Origin of the sequence: Streptacidiphilus neutrinimicus, from assembly GCF_000787815.1 — a bacterium.
Taxonomy (GTDB): domain Bacteria; phylum Actinomycetota; class Actinomycetes; order Streptomycetales; family Streptomycetaceae; genus Streptacidiphilus; species Streptacidiphilus neutrinimicus.
This window is the reverse complement of the sequence record NZ_BBPO01000021.1, coordinates 22,738-38,398: the sequence shown is the minus strand read 5'-3', so window position 1 is coordinate 38,398 and position 15,661 is coordinate 22,738. Positions and strand designations below refer to the sequence as shown.

At 72.5% G+C, this 15,661-nt stretch carries 13 protein-coding genes, 1 tRNA gene and 1 pseudogene; 3 read left to right on the top strand and 12 right to left on the bottom strand.

Annotated features, from left to right (window positions below):
* The 6 genes from TR48_RS15850 to TR48_RS15825 form a co-directional block, all read right to left on the bottom strand.
* Positions 1-1,692 (bottom strand): bifunctional 3'-5' exonuclease/DNA polymerase (locus tag TR48_RS15850; protein ID WP_052442702.1); only part of this gene is annotated, 1,692 nt, incomplete at its 3' end.
* Positions 1,693-1,832: 140 nt separating this feature from the next.
* Positions 1,833-2,042 (bottom strand): hypothetical protein, encoded by a 210-nt coding sequence (locus TR48_RS15845; RefSeq protein WP_042367430.1) that lies wholly within the window; start codon positions 2,040-2,042, stop codon positions 1,833-1,835.
* Between the two features lie 19 nt (positions 2,043-2,061).
* Positions 2,062-2,715 (bottom strand): DUF8010 domain-containing protein, encoded by a 654-nt coding sequence (locus tag TR48_RS15840; RefSeq protein ID WP_042367428.1) that lies wholly within the window; start codon positions 2,713-2,715, stop codon positions 2,062-2,064.
* On the bottom strand, positions 2,712-3,155 hold the full coding sequence (locus TR48_RS15835) for an acyl-CoA thioesterase (protein ID WP_042367426.1): 444 nt from the start codon (positions 3,153-3,155) through the stop codon (positions 2,712-2,714). The genes TR48_RS15840 and TR48_RS15835 overlap by 4 nt, the downstream gene beginning before the upstream one ends.
* A 96-nt stretch (positions 3,156-3,251) precedes the next feature.
* A complete protein-coding gene (ettA, locus tag TR48_RS15830) occupies positions 3,252-4,916 on the bottom strand; it encodes an energy-dependent translational throttle protein EttA (RefSeq protein WP_042367425.1) in 1,665 nt (554 codons plus the stop codon).
* An 87-nt stretch (positions 4,917-5,003) separates the two neighbouring features.
* Positions 5,004-5,594, bottom strand: a complete 591-nt coding sequence (locus tag TR48_RS15825) for a single-stranded DNA-binding protein (protein WP_063770995.1) — start codon at positions 5,592-5,594, stop codon at positions 5,004-5,006.
* A 401-nt stretch (positions 5,595-5,995) separates the two neighbouring features.
* On the opposite strand from TR48_RS15825, the gene TR48_RS15820 reads away from it, so the two are divergent.
* A tRNA-Arg gene (locus TR48_RS15820) sits at positions 5,996-6,068 on the top strand.
* 227 nt (positions 6,069-6,295) lie between these two features.
* Here the strand turns inward: TR48_RS15820 and egtD are convergent.
* From egtD to egtA, 3 genes are all read right to left on the bottom strand, one after another.
* The gene (gene egtD / locus TR48_RS45565; protein WP_170183536.1) at positions 6,296-7,285 is read right to left on the bottom strand and encodes an L-histidine N(alpha)-methyltransferase; all 990 of its coding nucleotides are present in this window, start codon (positions 7,283-7,285) and stop codon (positions 6,296-6,298) included.
* 1,064 nt (positions 7,286-8,349) lie between these two features.
* A complete protein-coding gene (gene egtB / locus TR48_RS15810; protein WP_084729466.1) occupies positions 8,350-9,783 on the bottom strand; it encodes an ergothioneine biosynthesis protein EgtB in 1,434 nt (477 codons plus the stop codon).
* On the bottom strand, positions 9,780-11,090 hold the full coding sequence (gene egtA / locus TR48_RS15805; RefSeq protein ID WP_042367423.1) for an ergothioneine biosynthesis glutamate--cysteine ligase EgtA: 1,311 nt from the start codon (positions 11,088-11,090) through the stop codon (positions 9,780-9,782). Before egtA ends, egtB begins: the two co-directional genes overlap by 4 nt.
* 346 nt (positions 11,091-11,436) lie before the next feature.
* On the opposite strand from egtA, the gene TR48_RS15800 reads away from it, so the two are divergent.
* Positions 11,437-12,171, top strand: a complete 735-nt coding sequence (locus TR48_RS15800) for a Pr6Pr family membrane protein (RefSeq protein ID WP_236652167.1) — start codon at positions 11,437-11,439, stop codon at positions 12,169-12,171.
* On the opposite strand, the pseudogene TR48_RS45555 reads toward TR48_RS15800, so the two are convergent.
* The 3 genes and pseudogenes from TR48_RS45555 to TR48_RS15790 form a co-directional block, all read right to left on the bottom strand.
* Positions 12,099-12,372 (bottom strand): annotated as a pseudogene (locus TR48_RS45555) (STM4011 family radical SAM protein); the annotation flags it as partial. The gene TR48_RS15800 and the pseudogene TR48_RS45555 overlap by 73 nt on opposite strands.
* Before the next feature lie 69 nt (positions 12,373-12,441).
* A complete protein-coding gene (locus TR48_RS15795; protein ID WP_084729465.1) occupies positions 12,442-13,143 on the bottom strand; it encodes a 4'-phosphopantetheinyl transferase family protein in 702 nt (233 codons plus the stop codon).
* The gene (locus tag TR48_RS15790; protein WP_201777124.1) at positions 13,140-14,009 is read right to left on the bottom strand and encodes an ATP-grasp domain-containing protein; all 870 of its coding nucleotides are present in this window, start codon (positions 14,007-14,009) and stop codon (positions 13,140-13,142) included. Before TR48_RS15790 ends, TR48_RS15795 begins: the two co-directional genes overlap by 4 nt.
* Positions 14,010-14,240: 231 nt before the next feature.
* Between TR48_RS15790 and TR48_RS15785 the strand changes: the two genes are divergently transcribed.
* A complete protein-coding gene (locus tag TR48_RS15785) occupies positions 14,241-15,512 on the top strand; it encodes a glycosyl hydrolase family 8 (RefSeq protein WP_052442701.1) in 1,272 nt (423 codons plus the stop codon).
* Positions 15,513-15,661: the final 149 nt, after the last annotated feature.

Genomic DNA, 15,661 nt, shown 5'->3' with positions numbered 1-15,661 from the left:
CAGCAGCCGAGCCTCCTCCGCCGAGGCCGTGACCGCCTCGGCGACCGCCTCCGCCAACGGGGCCGGGCTGTGCACGACGATCTCGTCGTGCTGGAAGAAGACCAGGCGCGCCCGTTCGCCCGCCGGGCCGGACGGGAGCTCCGTGAGACGGCGGCGCAGCGCCGCGATCAGCGCGAGCGCCCAGTCCGCGGCGCTGGCCTGGATGACGAAGTTGCGGGTGAAGCGGCCGCGTGACCGGGCCGCCGAGCCGGCGCGGCCGCCGCCCTCCTCGGCCAGGGCGTCCACGTCGCCGCCGAACGCGGCGGAGGTGGCGTCCTGCCACGCCGCCGAGGGCGGCGGGCAGACCCGGCCGAGGCGGGAGCGGACCGTGCCGCCCGCCTCGCCCGTGCGCGCCGCCGCCTCCACCAGCCCCATCGCCTGGGGGAAGCGGCGCCGCAGCACCGTCAGCAGCGGGCCCACCTCGCCGCTGGTCTGCCCGTACATCGCGCCGAGCAGGCCGAGCTTGGCCCGCGCCCGGTCCCCGCCGAAGGCGTCCGTGGCCAGCCCGGCGTACAGGTCGCCCGCCGCGCCCGCGCGGATCAGGCCCGGGTCTCCCGACAGGGCGGCCAGGACGCGCGGCTCCAGCTGCCCGGCGTCCGCCACGACCAGCCGCCAGCCCGGCTCGGCGACGACCGCGCCACGCAGGATCCGCGGGATCTGCAGCGCGCCGCCGCCCCGGCTCGCCCAGCGTCCGGAGACGACGCCGCCCACGACGTACTCCGGCCGGAACCGGCCGCCGCGCACCCAGGCGTCGCGCCAGGCCCAGCCATGGGCCGCGTAGATGCGTGAGAGCTCCTTGTAGCGCAGCAGCAGCGGCGCGGCCGGGTGGTCGACCTGGCGCAGCAGCCAGTTCCTGGTCGAGGTGAGGCTGACGCCCTGCTTGGCGAAGGCCTGCAGCACCTGGCCGGGCGAGTCCGGGTTCAGCTGCCGCGCGTGCAGCGCCTCCTGCAGCTCCACGCCGAGCGCCGCCAGCTTGGGCGGACGCGCCCCGCTCGCCGCCTGAGCGGTCGTCGGACGCGAGCCGAGCAGCTCCTCCAGCAGCGCGTCGTGGACGGTCGTGCTCCACGGCAACCCGTCGTACGCCATCTCCGCGGCCGCGAGCCCGCCTGCGGACTCCGCCGCGGCGAGCAGCCGCAAGCCGTTTTGCTCCGCCTCGGGCAGCGCCCCCAGCCGACGCAGCTGTTCCGCGTGGACGGCCACGAGGGCGGTCAGCGGATCGACGCCCGGTTCGAGCCGGCTGCGGTCCGGCGCGAAGAGGGCGTCCTGCGCGTGGGCGTCCGCCTCAGCCCCCGCCAGGCCCAGCGGCAGATCCGCCGGGACGGGCAGCCCGTGCAGCCGCGCCCATGCCGCGCCGAGCGAGCGCGGCGCGCCATACAGCCCCTCGTGGGCGAGCAGCAGCGGCTCGACCAGCTTGACGTCGTGGCAGCGGGCGAGCCGGCTCCCGGGCAGCTGCGGCAGCAGGCGGGCGTAGACCTCGTCCGTGGCCGCCCAGACCCAGCGGGGACGCTCCGACCGCTCCCGGGCGGCCAGGGCCGCCGCCAGATCCCGCACCCGGTCGACCGGCCCCAGGGGCTGCCCGCGCTCGTCCAGGGGTTGGAGCCGCCCGCCCGGACCGTCCTGGTCCGCGTCGACCGCGATCCGCAGCTCCGCCACCGTTCGTCGTCCCTGTCCTCGTCCTGGCCGTTGTCCTGCCGCGAACGTAGCACCGCCCTCTGACAGTGCCCGCGACTCGCCCGGCGGCCCACCGGACAGGACGCACGCGCGTGGGGCCGGGCGACGGACGTCCGCCCGGGTTAGTTCGTGCGCAGCGGCATGAAGAGGTAGCGGTACGCGTCCTCGCCCCCGCCGGTGAGGACAGCGGGCCGGGTGGGCGTGGTGTAGTGGAGCTCCACCTCCGCGCAGGCGAGGGCGGAGAGACCGTCGACCAGGTATCCGGCGTTCGCCGCCAGGGTGATCGGCTCGGCGCCGAGCGCGGGCCTGCCCGTGCGTCGTCGAGGTGTCACTCCAGCCCGTGAGGGGGCGTCAGTTCGGCGTCAGGGTCAGGCCGAAGCCTGGGGTGCTGCGCCGGATGGCGACCGAGCCGCGGGGGGCGGTGAGGCGCAGCCAGGAGGGGTGGCGGTGCAGGGCCAGTTGCGGGGACTGCCGCAGGAGGCCGGTGAGGTGGGCGGCGTGGAGGGCGCGCAGGGTGAGGCCCGAGGGGTGGACCCGGCGGGACCAGATGGCCTCGGCGAGTGCGTCGCCGCCCTCCGTGGCCCCGGCGGCCTTGCGGAACTCCCCGATCGCCGCGGCGACCGCCGCGCCGAGCGGCGCGGTCGCGAGGTCCTCGACGTGCTCCCATCCAGCCCGGGGCGGGAGCAGGCCGGCCCAGGACGGGCCGGTGATGGCGGGCGGCAAGGAGACGTCCGTGGCCGAGGCGTCGCGGGCCAGCTCCTCCAGCCACTGCCCGGCCGAGACCGTCACGTCCAGGGGGGCGGGCTCGGCCAGCCGCGCTGTGCGGACCACCAACGGGCCCGTCTGGCCGAGCGGGAGGCGGGCGAAGACGGCAAGCGTCGTACCCGCCGTCTGCAGGCGCACGGCCGCCGCGCGGTCGTAGCGCAGCAGCCGCTCCAGGAAGTCGGCCAGCGGCGCGGCCTCCTGCGGTTCGGCGAGGCGCAGCGGCTCGACGGCGGTGCTCATGCGCTGACCGTGCTGGGTTCCAGGTACTCGGCCAGGAAGGCGTGCTCGCCCGGAGTCAGCCGCCGCGGTCGTGCGGCCGCCAGGTCGTAGGGGACGCAGACGGTGGTGGCGCGGGCGTAGACCTTGTCCTTGCCGTCTGGGCCGGCGCCGACGTCCTTGACCTCGTACGTCACCGTGAACGACGCGCGACCGAGCTTGCTGATCCAGGTCTCGATCGTGATCGGCTCGGGCCGGTACACCAGCGGGATCAGGTAGTCGATCTCGTGCCGGGCCACGACCGAGCCCTCGGCCATCGCCCTCTCACCGACCTCGCCCGCGGTGGTGAAGGTGAAGTCGATCCGGGCCTCCTCCAGGTAGCGGAGGAAGTTCACATTGTTGATGTGCCCGAAGACATCCATGTCGGACCAGCGCATCGGGCAGGCGTATATGTGGCGGGCCACGGAGTCTCCGTCGGTTGCGGTGCCGGGGCAGGAGGGACGTAAGGCGTCCGCCCTGCCCCGGTCACTGGTCGTGCGGGTGTGCGGGGCGCTGCTCGCTCAGTCGCGGGTCAGCTTCTTGTAGGTGGCGCGGTGCGGACGGGCCGCGTCGGCGCCCAGACGCTCGATCTTGTTCTTCTCGTAGGACTCGAAGTTGCCCTCGAACCAGAACCACTTGGAGTCGCCCTCGTAGGCCAGGATGTGCGTGGCCACTCGGTCCAGGAACCAGCGGTCGTGGGAGATGACCACGGCGCAGCCCGGGAACTCCAGGAGCGCGTTCTCCAGCGAGCTCAGCGTCTCGACGTCGAGGTCGTTGGTGGGCTCGTCGAGGAGGAGCAGGTTGCCGCCCTCCTTGAGGGTCAGCGCCAGGTTCAGGCGGTTGCGCTCACCGCCGGAAAGGACGCCGGCCGGCTTCTGCTGGTCCGGGCCCTTGAAGCCGAACGCGGAGACGTAGGCGCGGGACGGCATCTCGACCTGGCCGACGTTGATCCAGTCCAGGCCGTCGGAGACGACCTCCCAGAGCGTCTTGTTCGGGTCGATGTTGGCGCGGCTCTGGTCGACGTAGGAGACCTTGACCGTCTCGCCGACCTTGACGCTGCCGGAGTCGGTCGACTCCAGACCGAGCATCATCTTGAAGAGCGTGGTCTTGCCGGCCCCGTTCGGGCCGATGACGCCGACGATGCCGTTGCGGGGCAGGGTGAAGCTCAGGTCGTCGACCAGGACCTTCTCGCCGAAGGCCTTGCCGAGGTGGTCCGCCTCGATGACGACGGAGCCCAGGCGCGGGCCCGGCGGGATCTGGATCTCCTCGAAGTCCAGCTTCCGCATCTTGTCGGCCTCGGCCGCCATCTCCTCGTAGCGGGCGAGACGGGCCTTGGACTTGGCCTGGCGGCCCTTGGCGTTGGAGCGGACCCACTCCAGCTCTTCCTTGAGGCGCTTGGCGCGCTTCGCGTCCTTCTGACCCTCGATCTTGAGGCGGGACTGCTTGGTCTCCAGGTACGTGGAGTAGTTGCCCTCGTAGGGGTAGGCGCGCCCGCGGTCCAGCTCCAGGATCCACTGAGCGACGTTGTCGAGGAAGTACCGGTCGTGGGTGACGGCGACGACGGTGCCCGCGTACTTCTCGAGGTGCTGCTCCAGCCACTGGACCGACTCGGCGTCCAGGTGGTTGGTGGGCTCGTCGAGGAGCAGCAGGTCGGGCGCCTCGAGCAGCAGCTTGCAGAGCGCGACGCGGCGCTTCTCGCCACCGGAGAGGTTGTTGACCTGCCAGTCGCCGGGCGGGCAGCCCAGCGCGTCCATGGCCTGCTCGAGCTGGGCGTCGAGGTCCCAGGCGTTGGCGTGGTCGAGGTCCTCCTGGAGCTTGCCCATCTCGTCGAGCAGCGCGTCGGAGTAGTCGGTCGCCATCAGCTCGGCGATCTCGTTGAAGCGGTCCAGCTTCTTCTTGATGTCGGCCACGCCGTCCTGGACGTTCTCGAGGACCGTCTTGGTCTCGTCGAGCGGCGGCTCCTGCAGCAGCATGCCGACCGTGTAACCGGGGGAGAGGAAGGCGTCGCCGTTGGACGGCTGCTCCAGTCCGGCCATGATCTTCAGCACCGTGGACTTACCGGCACCGTTGGGTCCCACGACGCCGATCTTCGCTCCAGGCAGGAAGCTGAGCGTCACGTCGTCAAGGATGACCTTGTCGCCGTGCGCCTTTCGCGTCTTGCGCATGGTGTAGATGTACTCAGCCAAGATGAACCGTCCGGCGTCGTTGTTGGGGTGTGGCTACAGCCTTCCATTGTGCCGCACCCGCGGAGGGACCCCGAACGCCGTGGCCCGCTATGCCAGGCCTTGGGACGCTGCGGCGTCCGAGGCGAGGGCGAGCACCCTGCCTTCCGCCGCCGGGGCGGTCACGGTGTCACTGCGGTCGAGGCTCTCCGGCCCGCGATCCCCGCGATCCCCGCTGTCTGCCGCGGGCGGCCGCTCCATGCGGTGCGCGGTACGGCGCTGCTCGGCGACCCTGCTCCGCTCAGAGGTGGAGGCGACCAGCTCGGGCCGGCCGCGCAGGGTCCGGCGGAAGACCGTCGTACCCCTGGCCAGGTCGTGGCCGAGCGCGGTGGCCTCGATCTCCGCGGAGACGCCCTTGGACTGACCGTTCGGGCGCTCCCACTCGCGGATCCGCATCCGACCCGTCACCAGCAGGGGATCTCCGCAACCGATCGAGGTGAGGGCGTTCTCCGCAAGGCTCCGCCACGCCCATACTGTGAAGTAGCTGGTGTCACCCTCCACCCAGACCTGCCGCGGCCGGTCGAAGCGACGTTCCGTCGCCGCCAGACGGAAATGCGCCACCGGCACCCCGCCGACGGTCGTCGCGTACCGGACCTGGCTCACCGCGACCCCGACGAGCGTGACCATCGTGCCGTTCATCATCGTGCAGCCCCCAGCGGTCGTTCTCCGGCCCTGCGGGGCCGCCTGCGACCACACTGCCTCGCGACGTGGACGTTTGCGCGCGCCTCCGAGCGACCTGTGGACAAGTCGGGGGGTGTGGACAACTCAGCCACCCTTACGGGTGCACTTTCACGAGAACCCCACACTTTTCGCCCGGCCGTGCGACTCCATAACGGCTGAGGGGGCAGCGCCGTAACGAGTGAACAACAGCAGGCTTCCATTGTTCCGCGATCGCTGCGCCCGACCGACCCCACCTGCGATTATCAGACCGCCTCGCGGCAGGATTCGCCCGAACGACCCGGCCGCACGCACCCGACGCCACGCCCGGCGCTGCTTATCCTGTCCCACGACAGGACCAGGCCGCCCGCCAGGCTCCGCGCCATGCCCCCGTAGCTCAGTGGATAGAGCAGGTGCCTTCTAAGCACTTGGCCGCAGGTTCGAGTCCTGCCGGGGGCGCGCTCATGGAACCCCTGTGCCGTGATCCTCTGCGGTGTTATCGCAGGTCAGGGGTATTGAAGTTGTGTGACGTGTACATTACCAGCCATCTGGCCTGAGCAACAGGGGTAGTCCGGCCGATTCCGGGTCGTTGCGGGCGGCTGCGACGCATACGCGATGAAATCGAGCGGGCCGGGATGTCGGGGCGAGTGCGCCCCGAGATCCCGGCCCGCTCGATCAGGGGCGGCTCAGCGGCTGGGGACCGCGAGGAGGAGGGCGAAGCGGTCGGCTTCGTCCGTCCACCAGTGGCGGACGGTGAGGCCGCCCGCGGCCAGTTCGGCGGTCAGGGATTCGCGGCGGAACTTGCAGGAGATCTCCGTGCGCATGAGTTCGTCGGCCGCGAAGTCGACCGAGAGGTCGAGCGCCGGGACCTTGACCGTCTGGGCGCGCAGGGAGCGCAGGTGCATCTCGATCCGCTCCTGCTGCTCGTTCCAGAGGGCGACGTGGGCGAAGGCGTCCACGTCGAAGTCGGCGTCGAGCTCGCGGTCGAGGACGCTGAGGACGTTCTTGTTGAACTCTGCCGTCACGCCCTCGCCGTCGTCGTAGGCGCGGACGAGGATCTCGGGGTCCTTGACGAGGTCGGCGCCGAGCAGCAGGACGTCGTCGGCGCTGAGGGTGCGGCGCAGCGAGCGGTAGAACGCCGCGCGTTGCTGCGGGTCCAGGTTGCCGATGGTGCTGCCGAGGAAGGCGACCAGGCGCGGGCCCGGGGCGTCCGGCGGGAGGGTGAGGTCGGATTCGAAGTCGGTGACGGTGGCGGTGACGCGAAGGCTCGGGTAGTCGCGGACGAGGGCCGCGCCGGCCTGCTCCAGGGCGCTCGGGCTGACGTCGAGCGGGGCGTAGCAGGAGAGCGTGCCGGCCTCGGTGAGGGCGTCCAGGAGCAGCCGGGTCTTGCGGGAGGAGCCGGAGCCGAGCTCGAAGAGGGTGCCGGCCCGGGTGAGCGCGGCGATCTCCGGGGCCCGGCGGGTCAGGATCTCCTGCTCGGCGCGGGTCGGGTAGTACTCGGCGAGGTGCGTGATCTGCTCGAACAGCTCGCTGCCGTGGGCGTCGTAGAACCACTTGGGTGGCAGGGACTTGGGTTCGGCGGTGAGGCCGGAGGCGACGTCGTTGCGCAGGGCCTTGGCCAGGTGGTCGGCGGGAAGCCGGTCGTCCAGGGTGAAGCGGGGTCGCTGCGTGATCATGGTGAGTCTCTCCGGTTCTGATCCGCCGTCGGCGGGCAGGCGGTTGTCGGGCCTGCGGGTGGAACGGGTAGGACGGGAAAGGCTGTCGGGGCGGGAAAAGCGGTCCGTCCGGACGGTCGACGGCCGCTGGGGCTCCGCTGGCGGGCGCAGGGCGATGACGCGGACGCCGGCCCGGGTCGCCAGGACGAGTGAGTGGTCGGGGACCTCCTGCCAACTGCCCAGCGCCTCCGACGACGGTTCGTCGTCGGGTTCGGAGGCGACGAGCACCTGGCCCGGCGCGTGCCGGTACCAGAGCGTGTCGCCGTAGCGGGTGGCGGCGATGGTCGCGCCGTCGGTGAGCAGCAGGTTGAGCCGGGCGTCGGGGCGGACCGCGGCGACCTGGCGGACGAGTGCGGCGAGCGCGCCGCCCGCCGTCTCGCCCCGGCGCAGGCGGCGGGTCAACATCGCCCACAGCAGGCCGGAGTCGCTGTGCGTCTCCAGCGAGAGCAGCGCGGCGCTGTCGAGCGGGGAGTCCGCCCCGGGGCCGCCCGCGGCGGCGATCGCCGCCGGCAGCCGGGTCCAGTCCCGGATCGCGCCGTTGTGGCTGAACAGGCGGCGCCCGTCGCGGAACGGCGCGGCGGCGGACTCGTCCTGCGTGGTGCCCGCGGTCGCGGAGCGTACGGCGGCGAGGACGGCGCCGCTGCGCACCGCGCCCGCCAGCTCGGGGAGGTTCGGGTCGGCCCAGATGGGCACCGCGCGGCGGTAGCGCGCGGGCTCGGGCGCCTCGGGCGGGTCCTCGGATCCGGCCCCCGTCCCGGTCTCCGAGCGGGCCCCCGTCCCGGTCTCCGAGCGGGCCCCCGGCCCGGTCTCCGAACCGGCCCCCGCTCCGGCCTCGGACGCGACGTCCGGAGCCTGCCGGGGTGGAGGCGGCGCCGGGTACCAGCCGAGGCCGAATCCGTCCGCGTTTACCTTGCCGTGGCGTTGGCGGCGGGGCGCCCAGGACTGCTCGTAGAGCCCGCGCGCGGGACGCAGCACGACCTCGGCGAGCGGCACCTCCGGTCCCAGGTAGGCGAGGTGACGACACATCAGCCGCGCGCCTCCGCCGGGTTGTCGGCGGTCCCGCCCGGGCCCGCGTCGCGGGCGGTGCGGAAGCCGGCGAAGATCTGCCGACGAATCGGGTAGTCCCAGTTGCGGAAGGTGCCGCGGCAGGCCACCGGGTCGACGCCGAAGGCGCCGCCGCGCAGCACCTTGTAGTCCGGGCCGAAGAAGACCTCCGAGTACTCCTTGTACGGGAAGGCCGTGAAGCCCGGGTGCGGCTCGAAGTCGCTCGCGGTCCATTCCCACACGTCGCCGATCAGCTGACGCACGCCGTGGGGGGAGGCGCCGGCCGGGTAGCTGCCGACCGGGGCGGGCTGGAGGTGGCGCTGACCGAGGTTGGCCAGCTCGGGCGTGGGGTCCGCGTCGCCCCACGGATAGCGACGGGACCGGCCGGTGGCGGGATCGTGGCGGGCCGCCTTCTCCCACTCGGCCTCGGAGGGCAGACGGCGCCCCGCCCAGCGGGCGTAGGCGTCAGCCTCGTACCAGCACACGTGCAGCACCGGCTCGTCGAGCGGAACCGGCTCTACCACGCCGAACCGACGGCGCAGCCAGCCGCCCTCGACCGCGTCGGGATCCTCGGCGCGCCGCCAGAACAGCGGCGCGTGCAGGCCCGCCTGGACCCGGTGGGACCAGCCCGCCGGGGTCCACCAGCGCGGGTCCTCGTAACCGCCGGCGGCGATGAAGGCCTGGTAGGCGCGGTTGCTGACCGGCACGGTGTCCAGCCAGAACTCCGGCACGTCGACGCGGTGCGCGGGCCGCTCGTTGTCGAGGGCCCAGGGCTCGTCGTCCGTGCCCATGGTGAACAGGCCGCCCGGGATCCGGACCTCGGACGGGAGCTCGCCCGCGTCGGCGGGCGCCGGGGCGGGCGGCGGCGCGTGGAGCACGGCGGGGCCGCGGCGCAGCTGGTGGGTGGCGAGCATGGTCTCGTCGTGCTGTTGCTCGTGCTGAGCGAGCATGCCGAAGACGAAGCCGTCCGCGAGCAGCGGGTCCTCGTCGGGGCCGATCGGCGCGGCGTCGAGCACCTCGAAGGAGCGCTCGCGCACGGCGGCGACGTACCGGCGCGCCGGATCGGGGGGCAGCAACGGCAGCGCGGGCCGGTCGGCGCGCGGGTGCTGGAAGGCGTCGTAGAGGGGGTCCAGGTCCGGCCGGATGGCGTCCCGGCCGCCCGCCGCGCGCACCAGCCAGATCTCCTCCTGGTTGCCGATGTGGGCCAGGTCCCAGACCAGGGGCGACATCAGCCGCGAATGCTGCGCGCCGAGCTCCTCCTCGTCCAGGCAGTCGGTGAGCGCGAGGGTCCGCCGTCGGGCGCGCTCCAGCGCGGCCCGTGCGGTCGCTCGGAGCGCCTCGGTGGATCCGGGGGTGACGGGCGACGCGGCGTCGGTCGTGCGGGTGGGGTCGTAGGGACGGGAGGTCGCGGTCATCGCAGGAGTCCTTCCGGATGGGCAGGTCGACCAGCGACGCGGTCGTCCAGGAGGTCGTCGGCGGGACATCGTCCGCGGGCGGGGTAGCGCTCGGCGTAGGCCGCGACCGCCTCGCGCAACGACGCGGGGACACCGGCCCGGGTGAGCGCGGCGTCCGCGACCTCGAAGCAGGCCAGCGCGGCCTTGGCGAACTCGGGCGCGGACGCGCCCAGCCGGGCTGCGCGGGACCAGACGGACTGCGGAGGGAACGGCGAGGAGGCCGGACAGAGCGGCTCCGTGGCCGACCACGCCGCACGGGCGGCGTCGGGGTCGTCCAGCAGCACCGTGGTGAGCAGCGCCGGAACGATCCAGCCGTCGCCGGGTTGGGCGTCGATCATCCGCAGCTCCAGCCAGCCGCGGGCGCGGACGGGCGGGAAGAGCGTGCTCAGGTGGTAGTCCAGGTCCTCCTGCGTCGGCGGGCGCTCGGTGACGCCGCCCTGCAGCCAGGTGGTGAAGGTGTGGCCGGGCGGTGCGGTCCAGGCGGCGGGTGGGGTGCGCTGCAGGCAGAGCAGCCCGGCGTCGAGGGCGAACCGCACCCACGCGTCGCGCGGGTCGGCGTCCGCGGGCAGGCCTTGCGGGGGGCGGGTGCGGCTCGGGTCGAGGTGTTCCCAGACGGCCTGGCGGGTGGACCGCCAGCCGGTGGGTCTGCCGTGCCACAGGGGGGAGTTCGCGAAGGCGGCGACCAGGACCGGGCCCAGCCGGTGGACCAGCTGCCAGCGGGCGCGGTAGCCGTCGATGTCGCCGTTCTCGGTGCCGGCGTCGAGATTGAGCTGGACGGCGGCGGTGGCGCGCATCATCATCCGGCCCCATGGGCCGATGCGGTCGAGGTAGGCCTCCATGGCCGCGTAGCGCGGATGGTCGAGCACCCGCGGAGAGTCGCGGAACGGATCCAGGCCGTAGCCGGACAGATCCAGGCCCTGCTCGTCGAGGGCCCGCCGGACCAGTGCGAGGTCGTCGGCGGCCGTGGTGACGCAGGCGAGGGGGCCGGGCACGCAGGACGTGCTCAGTTCGAGCTGCCCGCCGGGTTCGCGGGTCAGCAGTGTGCCGCTCGGCAGCCTTCCGTCCGTCGTCGGAAGTGGTGCGAGCGCTGCGTCGAGGCGCTCGGGCGGTACGGGACGGTGCAGCTGTGTGCGGTCGAGGACCAGCCATTCCAGCTCGATGCCCGCGTTTCCGGGCGGCCCAGTCTTGAAGCACACGCCGTGGATGTGGCCGGCGGCCGTGTCGAGCGTGAGCTCGTCGGGTCCGGCGGCGTCGGATTCATGGTCCACGGTTACTCCTCCTCCCACGTCCACCTAACCCCTCGACGGGCCGGGCGGCACGCCGAGCGCGTCCATCCTCCGAGCCGGAACAGAGGATCGACAGGAGGGTCTGAGCCGTTTGTCGCCTGCGAACTGTCGTCGGCACGGGGTTCGCAAGCATGTCGAAAACAAGTGCGGTAAGGGTGGATCGTATGCGGAGAAATCTGCCCGACATGGCTGGAAAGATGCGTTTAGCGTGGCGCGTGTCGTTCGGTCGGGAGACCTACCCGCGGGGGCTACCCGCCGGTAGAGTGCAGCGATCTGGTCCGAGCGTCGCAAGGCAGTGGTACAGGCAGTGGTACAGAGCGTGGAACACGTGGAACGTGACGTGGAACAGAACGTCGAGGCAAGCGGGCCCTCCCTCTGGGTGAGGCCCGCCCTCTGGTGGCGGCTCGGCATCGTCCTCTCCGCCGGCGGAGGGCTGATCACCGGCACCAGCTCGCTGGTGTACTTCACCGTCGAGAGCAACGTGCTCGTGCTCGGCTACTTCACGGCGGCCCTCTACCGGATGATCACCCAGCGCACCGTCGACGGCCCGGCGCCGCGCCTGCGCGGCGCCGTGACCCTCTACATCCTGATCACCGGCCTGGTCGCGCACATCGTGCTCAACCACGGAGCGAGCCCGCTCCCGGGCCTCACGCACGGAAGCGCGGCGGACCGCCTGCAGAGCTGGTCGCTGCTGCTCCTGCACTACACCACGCCGATCATGGTGCTGCTGGACTGGCTGTGCTGCCGCCCGCGCAACGCCTCCCGCTGGCGCGACCTGCCCCTCTGGCTCGCCTTCCCGCTCGGCTACGCCGGACTGACGGAGCTTCGCGCCGCGCTGTTCCCCTTCTTCCCCAACCGCTACCCGTACTTCTTCCTGGACCCGAGCGGCCACGGCTACGGCTGGGTCGGCCTGCAGATCGCTCAGTTGACCGTCGAGTTCGTGGTGCTCGCCGCCCTCGTCGTCGGCCTCGACAGGCTCGGCACGTCCGCCCGCTCGGCGCTCGCGGGCCGCGGCCGGGCGGCCGGGATCCGCTCCAGCACGCCGCCCGCGAAGACGTCGTAGAGGTTGCCGAGCGGCTGCTTCACGAAGTGACAGCGCGGGACCTCCCTCGCCGTCGACCGAGATCACCGTCCCGCCCGTCCGGCGGGCCCGCCCCGCGCTCGGGTACGGGTCGCGGCTGAACGGGAAGACGGGGTCCAGCGCCGTCCACGGCTCGGCCTCGGCGTCGGTGTACCGGCGTCCCTCCTGGGCGTTGATCCAGACTGCTCCGTGTCGTCGTTGGTGAGCACGACCATGCCACCGTCCGGGGTTCCGCGGCCGTGGTCGGCAGGCTCAGATCGCGTGGAAGGTGAAGGTCGCCGCGGGCGCGGCGACGGCGACGGCCGCGGCGTAGGTGGCGCCGGCGTCGAGCGTGGTGATGGTCCAGCCCTGCGGGAGGGCCCCCGGGTCGGCCTCGCCGACGTAGTCCTCGGCGGGATCGCGGCCGAGGCCGGTGCCGAGGGCCTTGAGATAGGCCTCCTTGCGGGTCCAGACCCGTGCGAAGGCTTCGGGCGAGGGGCCGCCGGGAGCCGCGGTCAACTCGGCGCGCTCCGCCGGGTGGAGGGTGGTCACCGTCTCGCGGACCGCCCTCGCCTCGGGGAGCCGCTCCACGTCCACGCCGATCGGCACGGAGGGCGGTGCCAGGCCGATGAGAACGAGGTCGCCGCTGTGGGACAGGGAGAACTCGGGGCCGCCCACCGAGGCCAGCCGGGGTCGGCCGTGGAGGGCGCCGCAGCAGGGGCAGGGCGCACGCTCGAAGCGGAGCTCCGCCGCCGGTAGGCCGGTCCGTGCCGCGAGCACGGTGCGCAGGGCGGTGTGGGCGACGGAGTAGAGGACGCGGTCGCTCTCGCGCAGGAAACGTGCCGCGCGCTCGCCCTCCTCCGGGTCGAGGACGGTCGGGTCCAGCGCGGGCTGGGGAACCCGCACGTCGACGAGCCAGAGGTCGATCTGCGCTGCCTCGGGCCCCGCCGTTCGGATCTGCGCTGCGTCGGTCACGGCAGCAGCCCGGCGAGGTGGTGGGCGTAGCGGGCCGTCGCACCCGCCGTGTGGGGGAGGAAGAGCTCGGGCTCGATCAGTTCGAGCTCCATGACGGCGGGGCCGTCCTCGAGTTCCACCAGGTCGACCCGCCCGTAGGCCACCGGTGCGGGCGCGGCCGCCAACGCGGCTTTCGCGACCGCGAGTTCGGCCTCGGAGGGGGTGTGCTCCCGCACCGTGCCGCCGTGGTGCTCGTGGATGCGGTACTCGCCCGCGGCGGGGACCTTGCGCACGGCGTGACTGAACTCGGTGCCGAAGAAGATCAGCGAGGTCTCGCCGCGGGTCAGCACGGAGTCGACGAGGGGCTGGAGCAGCGCGTCGCCGCGGGCGACGAGCGTCTCCAGGTGGGCGGCGGTCTCGGGTGCGTCGACGCGGGCGCGCAGGGCGCCACGGGCCCCGGCCGAGACGGCGGGCTTGCCGACGATCTCGATATCGCCGTGGCGCTCCCGGAACGCGGCGAGCGTGGCGTCGATCCCGCGCCGGTCGGAGCCGCGGGACAGCAGCGCGGTGGGCACCGCGGATATGCCCTGCTCGGCGAGGGAGACGAGGTAGCCCTTGTGGTGGTTCCAGGCGATGACCTCGCCGGGGTTGCGCAGCTTGGTCTGCCGGTCGGTGCGTCCAGCCCAGTCGAGGAACTCGTCCAGCCGGTCCCAGTAGTCCCAAGTGGTGCGCACCAGCGCGAGGCCGTAGGCGCTCCAGTCCAGTGCCTCGTCCCAGGGGTGGATCTCGGCGGTGACGCCCAGTGCGCGCAGCTCGTCCACCAGGAGGTCGTTCTCGTGGACCTCGCGGGGCATGGTGCGGCCGGTGAGCAGGACGATGTCGGTCACGGGACTTCCGCCTCTCATGGTGCTTGGATGACCCGTTCGTGAGCCTAGCCGGTCCCGTCGCGCCACGGGATCTTGTTCCTGGGTGGCTGTGTGGGCCGTGTGAGGGCGGTGTGCGGGGGATTCGGGGGTTGAGGGGGCGTTGGTTGCAGGGGTATTGACGTCTCGCCAGGTGGACGGAAGACTCCCAGAGCCCGGTTAGGAAGGTTTCCTAACTCCAACGAAGGAGTGTCGATGTCCCGTACTCCCCAACGCCTCGTGGCCGCGCTGGTGGCCACCGCCGCAGTCGCCGCGGGCGCGTACGCCGTCGGCGGCAACGCGGACGCCGCAGCCACGGCCGGCGCGGCCGGATCGGCCCCCAAGCTCGCCTTTCCGCAGCACCAGACCTACAAGACCGGCGTGACGCCGGCGGTCTCGCAGTCGACGCGCGACGCGGCGGTGGAGAAGCAGTACGACTCCTGGAAGAAGACGTACCTCGTCCACGGGTGCGCGAGCAACGAGTACTACGTCTCCACCAAGGGCGACGGGGACGCGACCAACAACGGTCCGGTCTCGGAGGGCCAGGGCTACGGCATGAACATCGTGCCGCTGATGGCCGGCTATGACGCCAACGCGCAGACCGAGTTCAACGGCCTCTGGCAGCTGGTGAAGGACCACAAGGACACGTGGGGCCTCATGCAGTGGCAGCTGGACGGCAAGAGCTGCAAGTACTACAGCTCCGGCACGCCGGACGCGGCCACCGACGGGGACCTGGACATCGGCTACGGCCTGATCCTCGCCGACAAGCAGTGGGGCGGCTACACCGCCGACGCCGAGGCCTGGCTGGCGAGCGTCTACGCGCACGACGTGACCTCCGACGGCCACCTCAAGTGCGAGGACGACGGCCCGTCCACCGACACCCGGCCGTCCGACAACATGCTGGACCACCTGCGCGCCTTCGCCGCCTACGACAAGGCCCACGACTGGACCAAGGTCGTGGACCGCATGGAGGCGGTGGTCAGCGAGTTCACCGGGAAGTACTCCTCGAGCTCCGGGCTGATGTCGGACTTCGTGATCCACGCGAACACCACCTCGCCCTCCCCGGCCCCGGCGAACTACCAGGAGGACCAGCCCGACAACATCGTCGGCTACAACTCCATCCGCGTGCCCTGGCACCTCGGCACCGACGCGCTGCTCTACGGCTCCAGCGCGGCCGCCGTCTCGCTCGACGACGCGAAGAAGTGGTCCGCCTGCACCAAGAAGCTCTCCGGCGGCGACCCGGCCAAGGTGCAGCCGCACATCAAGCTGAACTGCGCCGACGGCAACGTCTCCGGCGACACCCAGGCGGAGGAGGCCGGCGACTCCATCGGCCCGGCCGCGATGGCCGCCGGTGACCAGACCTGGACGAACGCGATCTGGAAGCAGCTGCAGAGCAACCCGTTCGGCGACGGGTACTACGGCGAGACCATCAAGACGCTGGTGATGATCGTGATGGCGGGCGACTACTGGAACCCCGCGCAGCACTGACGCACGATCACGGGGGCCCCGAGCACGGCCGGGTGGCGAACACGCCGCCCGGCCGTGCTCGTTCCGGGGCAGACGGACGGGTGGACGGGCAGACCGGCGGACGGGCAGACCGGCGGACCGACAGATCGGCAGACGAGGAGGCCGGCAGG